General features: G+C 69.8%; 5 protein-coding genes and 1 pseudogene. 2 read left to right on the top strand and 4 right to left on the bottom strand.

Translation table 11 applies throughout. The features are described 5' to 3' along the window. Nucleotides 1-232: pseudogene (locus tag JYJ84_RS27395) on the top strand (AAA family ATPase); the annotation flags it as partial. Here JYJ84_RS27395 and JYJ84_RS27390 read toward each other — a convergent pair. From JYJ84_RS27390 to JYJ84_RS27375, 4 genes are read right to left on the bottom strand one after another with little or no spacing between them, the layout of a single operon-like run. Next, nucleotides 223-1,011: an ABC transporter permease gene (locus tag JYJ84_RS27390; protein ID WP_175219279.1), complete on the bottom strand. Its 789-nt coding sequence runs from the start codon at nucleotides 1,009-1,011 to the stop codon at nucleotides 223-225. The pseudogene JYJ84_RS27395 and the gene JYJ84_RS27390 overlap by 10 nt on opposite strands. A 16-nt stretch (nucleotides 1,012-1,027) precedes the next feature. Continuing rightward, complete coding sequence (locus tag JYJ84_RS27385) at nucleotides 1,028-1,843, bottom strand: ABC transporter permease (RefSeq protein WP_175219281.1); 816 nt, start codon at nucleotides 1,841-1,843, stop codon at nucleotides 1,028-1,030. After that, entirely contained in the window at nucleotides 1,843-2,937 is a 1,095-nt protein-coding gene (locus JYJ84_RS27380) for a PhnD/SsuA/transferrin family substrate-binding protein (protein WP_175219283.1), read from the bottom strand. The genes JYJ84_RS27385 and JYJ84_RS27380 overlap by 1 nt, the downstream gene beginning before the upstream one ends. Before the next feature lie 31 nt (nucleotides 2,938-2,968). Next, entirely contained in the window at nucleotides 2,969-4,045 is a 1,077-nt protein-coding gene (locus JYJ84_RS27375; RefSeq protein WP_175219286.1) for an ABC transporter substrate-binding protein, read from the bottom strand. A 455-nt stretch (nucleotides 4,046-4,500) separates the two neighbouring features. Between JYJ84_RS27375 and JYJ84_RS27370 the strand changes: the two genes are divergently transcribed. Beyond that, nucleotides 4,501-5,531, top strand: a 1,031-nt coding sequence (locus JYJ84_RS27370) for an LLM class flavin-dependent oxidoreductase (protein ID WP_205189692.1), incomplete at its 3' end; no start/stop codon positions are given.

Here is a 5,531-nt window from a genome sequence, read left to right as displayed (position 1 = left end):
GCTGCGCCACGCGGTGATCGAGCTGCTGGATCTCGGCACGCCGGCGCTCTGGCAGCACATCGAGGACACCGTCTACCGCAGCGTGTTCGACTACAGCGACCACAACCAGCTGCGCATGTCGCGCCTGCTCGACCAGTCGCGCAACATCGTGCGCGCGCGGCTCGCGCAGCTTGGCATCCTGAAGCCGCGCGACGCGGGCGACGCCGACGCGCGGCTGCGCCGTCAGGCGTGATCGCGCCAGCGCAGCGCGCGCTGCGCGATCCGCTCGCATAGCGCACTCATGCCGACGGCGAGCGCCGTCACGCCCAGCACGCAGACCAGCAACACGTCGGCGCGCGCGCCCGCCTGCGCGTTCTGCATCAGGCTGCCGACCCCCGCGCCCGCATTGAACAGCAGCTCGCTGCTGGTTGCGGTGATCCATGCAAACGGCACGGCCTGCAACACGCCCGCGAACAGGTCGGGCAACGCGCCCGGGATCAGCACGTCGCGCCACAGGCCGATGCGAGTCAGGCGATACGACTGCGCGAGTTCGACGTAGCGCGGATCGACGCGGCGCAGCCCGTCGAAGCTGGCGGTGGTCATCGGGTAGAACGCGGCGAGCGCGATGATGAAGACCTTTGCGAATTCGCCGGTGCCGGCCCATAAACTCAGCAGCGGAATCAGTCCGAGCAGCGGCACGTAGCGCAGCGCCTGGAACGCCGGTTCGCCGAGCTTGCGCGCAAGCGTCGAGCGCGCCATCGCCGCGCCGAACACGAGCCCGAGCGCGACGCCTGCCGCCAGGCCGAGCGTCGTGCGCCGCAGGCTCGCGCCGAGATCCGTTGCGAGTTCGCCGCTGCGTGCGAGTTCGACGAGCGCGGCGCCAACCTGCTGCAACGGCACGAACGCGTATTGATGGGCCGCATCGCCGGACGACGCGTATTGCCACGCGGCGACCAGCAGGGCCGGCACGACGAGGCCGCGCGCACGACGGCGCAGCGCGGCGATCGAGAAGGGGGGCTTGGCGAGGGTCATTCAGAAACCTGTCCGTTCAGCGCGCGGGCGTCTGCCAGCGCAATGCGTAGCGTTGCACGAGTGCGATCGACCGGTCGATCGCAAAGCCGATCAGCCCGATCACCGCGACGTCGATGAGCACGACGTCGAGCCGCAGCATCTGCCGCGCCAGTTCCATCATCTGGCCGATCCCTCTGTCGGCGCTGAGCAGCTCGACCGCGACGAGCGCGAGCCACGCGCGCGCGAGTGCGATCCGCACGCCGGTCAGCAGCGGCGGCAATGCGGCCGGCAGCAGCACGTCGCGCAGCAGCGCGAAGCGGCCGAGCCCGTAGTGCCGCGCCATCTCGACGAGGTCGCGCGGTGCGTCGTACACGCCCGTGTATGCGGCCAGCGCGACCGGAAAGAACACGGCCTTGCCGACGACGACGAGCTTCAGCGGCTCGTCGACGCCGATCAGCAGGATCAGCAGCGGAATCAGCGTGAGCGTCGGCACCTGCCGCAGCAGGTCGAACGTCGGCCGCAGGTAGTCGGCGAACAGCCGGTTGCGCGCAAGCAGGATGCCGAACGCGGCGCCGCCGGTCGCGCCGATCGCGAAGCCGAGCGCGAGGCGATGCAGCGTGATCAGCAGGTTGTCGCGCAGTTCGCCGGTGTCGAGCAGCGTGCGCAGCGTCGCCGCGAGCCGTTCGGGCGGCACGACGAGCTGCGGCGGGAACCAGCGCTGCGCGCTCGCGAGCCACCACAGCGCGACGAACGCGACAGGCGTGGCCCACCACAGCGCGAGTCCGCCGAGCCGTGCAATGCCGGGCAGACGGAGCGCGCGCGTGCCGTTCGACGCGAGGGCATGCATCGGCATCAACGGCTCGCGACGCGCGCCGCGTCGGCACGCCAGTAGCCGTCGAGCCCGAGCTGCTTGAGCGCGGTCGACACGAACGTCGGCGCGAGCAGCGCGTTCACGTCGACCGGCGTGGACGTCAGGCCGGCCTGGCGGCTGTACGCGATGACGTCGCGGTAGTGGCCGGTCAGCGCGGGCGTGAAGAGCGGTGTCCATTGCTCCTTCCACGGTGTTGCCTCATCCGCGTATTCGCGGCGCACGACGCTTTCCGGCTGGCCGGACGCGCTGAGGATCTTCACGTACGCGTCGCGGTTCTGCGGCTGCGAGATCCAGTGCGCGGCACGCACGTAGGCCGTCGCGACGAGCTGCGTGACGTCGGGGTAGCGCCGCACGAAATCGTCGGACGCCCACAGTTCCGCGCGCATCTTCCAGTCGTCGGGCGCGGTCTTGGTCGACCAGATGATCTTGCCGACGTTCTTGTCGACGAGCGAATACGCGTCGGACAGCGTGAAGAAGCCGTCGACACGGCCCGCCGCGACGGCTGCCGCACCGGCTTGCGGGTCGAGGTTGTAGATCTTGAAGTCGGACAGCTTCAGCCCGTTCTCGGCGAGCAGCTTGCTGAACGTGACTTCCCACGGCCGGCCGCGATTGAGCGCGATGCGCTTGCCTTTCAGATCGACGATTGACTTCGCGGTCGAGCCGGCCGGCACGACGAGATACGTGTTGCTGCCGACACCGCCCGGCACGATCAGGCGCGTGTGGGTGCCCGACGCGTTGACGACGACTGACGGCAGGTCGCCGTAGCCCGCGAAATCGATGCTGCCGTTCGTGAACGCTTCGTTCACGAGCGTGCCGACCGCCGCGGTCGACACGGGCACCCATTGAAGCTTCACATGCCGCGCGGCGAGCGCCTTCTCGAGCGACTTGTCGGCGTCGATCAGCGCGGACGCGCCCGCGTATTGCGTCTTGCCGCCGCTCGAATAGGCGACGACGGCGATCCGCACGACCTTGGGCGCGTCGTCCGCATGCGCGGCCGATGTGGCGAGCGATGCCGCGGCGAACGGCAGCGCGGCGAACAGCGCGCGCAGCGAGACGAGGGAGAGCGTGGGTTTCATGATGGTCCGGAACAGTAGGCGGAAAAGGGGCTCACGCGCGTTTCTGCAACGACGGCCGCAGCACGTCGGCGAGCGGGCGCGGGTCGATCCAGTCGGCGACGTCGAAGTCGGCTTCCAGAAAACCCTGGTCGTGCAGGAACGTCTTGAAGTCGTCGAGCGCGGCGACCGATTCGTCGTCGAGGTTGACGCCGAGATGCCGGTGCAGCTGGTTGCCGTACGCGGCACGGACCCAGTCGATCGACGACGCGGTTTCGCCGGCCACGTAGTGGGCGGTCTCGTCGGGATGCGTGCCGGCCCATTCGCCGGCGGCGACCACGAGCTTCAGGAAGCCGGCGACGATGTCCGGATGGTTCGCGAGCACGTCCGCGTTGACGGTCAGCGGGCGCGGCGTGCCGTTGTTGTTGCGGATCGAGCGCTCCGGATGAAAGCCGATGTCGATCACGACGTGCGCGCCGATCAGCTGCGCGATCTCGAGACCGGTCGAGCCCTTCACGTAGATCGCGTCGACCTCGCCGCGCAGCAGCGCGCCGGCTTCGGCCGCATATAGCGCGCGGCTCGAGAAGCCGTGCGGCGACGCGAACAGGTCCGCCGCACGCGCCGGCCCGACGGCCTGCAGCGTGCGTGCGCGCACGTCGACGCATTCGACGTCGCGCGTGGTCAGCCCGTCGAGGCTCAGCGCGTTGCTGAAGCCGCGCAGCGCCGACGCGCGAAAGATGTCGATGCGGTCGTCGGGGCGGCTCGGGATCGCGATGCGCCGCCCGCGCAATGCCTTCACGGAACGGATGCCCGACTCGGGCCGCGCGAGGATCAACTGCGATTCGTCGACCCACGACAGCCCGATCACGCGCGTATTCGCGCCGTTCGAGCGCGCCCACATCGCGGGGATGCTGCCGCCCTGGCGGAACGACTGCGCGAGCGTGTGATCGCTGATCGACGACACGTCGTGCCGCGTGGCGCCGCGCGGCGAGCGGATCGCGACGCCGTCGGCCGACGTCTCGCCGTTGAGCCAGCCGAGATGCACGGCGATGCCGAGCGGGGTCGGCACGGGCGATCGGGCGTACCAGAACGTCTGCTGCTTGTCCGATGACGAATCGGGCCTGTCTGTCATGGGTGAGATTCCCTCTCTGCGTAAGCATGGTTGAAGCCCGGTCGCGCACGGTGTCGGTGTCGCACGCGCGGGCCGGTCAACGTTGCAAGTTCCGGGCCAGTGAGCGGAAACGGCGCGGTTGCACGCGGCGCGGGCATCGCGCGGCAGGCGCGACGCACGTGCCGATTCATCGCCTGTTGCGTCAGCAACAGTCGCGTCGGTCGCTGTTGCGCGCGCAGCAGCAGTGCGGCCGGTGCAGCAGCGCGGGACGGGCCTGTCGAGACGTCGCCGGCAACCGCCAGCGGGTGCGATCCGACTGTTGCTGACGCCCGGTATGCAAGGCGCCGCGCGCGTTCGCCGGCGGCCACGCTCGCGCAGTGGCGAGCGCGCTGGCACACCGCGTGCTTTACAGCGCAGCACACGCGCGGCACGCCGATGCCGCACGCAATCCGAATGGCCCGACCAGGAGAACTCCGATGGCTGTTGAATTTCTGTGGCGCCTGCCGATGCATGGCGACGGCCGGCGCGCACACGACCTGCATACGCGTGGCGAATGGAACCGCCAGCGCGCATCGCGCGTCGCGCCGAAAGTCGACGATGACGATTTCGGCTACATCGACTATCTGTCGCAGGTCGCGCGTGCGGCCGACATCACCGGCTTCCACGGCGCGCTGATTCCGATCTTCCGCTTCACCGAGGAACCGTGGGTCGTGGCCGCCGCGCTGGCGCGCGAGACGCGCCGGCTGCGGCTCCTGATCGCGCTGCAGCCGCATTTCGTGCATCCGGTCTACGCGGCGCAGATGGCCGCGAGCCTGCAGCGGATCAGCCGCGGCCGCGTCGAGTGGAACGTCGTCACGGGCGGCGGCGGCCCCGACCAGCGCGCGTACGGCGACTTCATCGATCACGACAGCCGCTATGCGCGCACCGACGAATTCCTCGATGTCGTGAAGGGCGTCGCGGCCGGCGAGCCGTTCACGTTCGACGGCCGCTTCTACCGCGTCGAAGCCGGTGGCCTGCTGCCGCCGCTGAGCGGCCAGAAGCCGCCGCGCATCTACCTGGCCGGTGCGAGCGACGCCGCGCTCGCGGTTGCCGCGAAGCACGGCGACGTGCACCTGAGCTGGGGCGAGCCGCTCGCGAAACAGAAGGAAGTGATCGATGCCGCGCGCCGCGCGCTCGATCGCCAGAACGCCGAGCGCGACCTGCGCTTCGGCATGCGCATCGACATCCTTGCGCGCGAGACCGAGGAGCAGGCGTGGGCCGAGTTGCGGCAGATGTTCGCGACGGTGGGCGACACGACGCGCAACGGCTTCGGCGGGCGCGGCGAATCGTCGGAATCGGTCGGCGCGAAACGCCAGTTCGCGCTGCACCAGGGCCACACGCAGCACTTCGACGACCTGATCGTCGGCCCGAACCTGTGGGCCGGGATGTCGCAGATTCGCGGCGGCCCCGGCTGCGTGATCGTCGGCAGCCACGAGCAGGTGGCCGAGCGGCTCGCGGAATACGTCGA

It is taken from the genome of Burkholderia sp. LMG 13014 (assembly GCF_905232215.1).
In the GTDB taxonomy this organism is placed as follows: Bacteria; Pseudomonadota; Gammaproteobacteria; order Burkholderiales; family Burkholderiaceae; genus Burkholderia.
Note: the sequence above shows the minus strand (reverse complement) of the source record. Positions and strands in the feature narration are given on the sequence as shown.

What these genes read in the sequence shown, in the direction of transcription:
- JYJ84_RS27390 (WP_175219279.1), bottom strand. Translation starts at nt 1,011, where the DNA reads ATGACCCTCGCCAAGCCCCCCTTCTCGATCGCCGCGCTGCGCCGTCGT.
- JYJ84_RS27385 (WP_175219281.1), bottom strand. Translation starts at nt 1,843, where the DNA reads ATGCCGATGCATGCCCTCGCGTCGAACGGCACGCGCGCGCTCCGTCTG.
- JYJ84_RS27380 (WP_175219283.1), bottom strand. Translation starts at nt 2,937, where the DNA reads ATGAAACCCACGCTCTCCCTCGTCTCGCTGCGCGCGCTGTTCGCCGCG.
- JYJ84_RS27375 (WP_175219286.1), bottom strand. Translation starts at nt 4,045, where the DNA reads ATGACAGACAGGCCCGATTCGTCATCGGACAAGCAGCAGACGTTCTGG.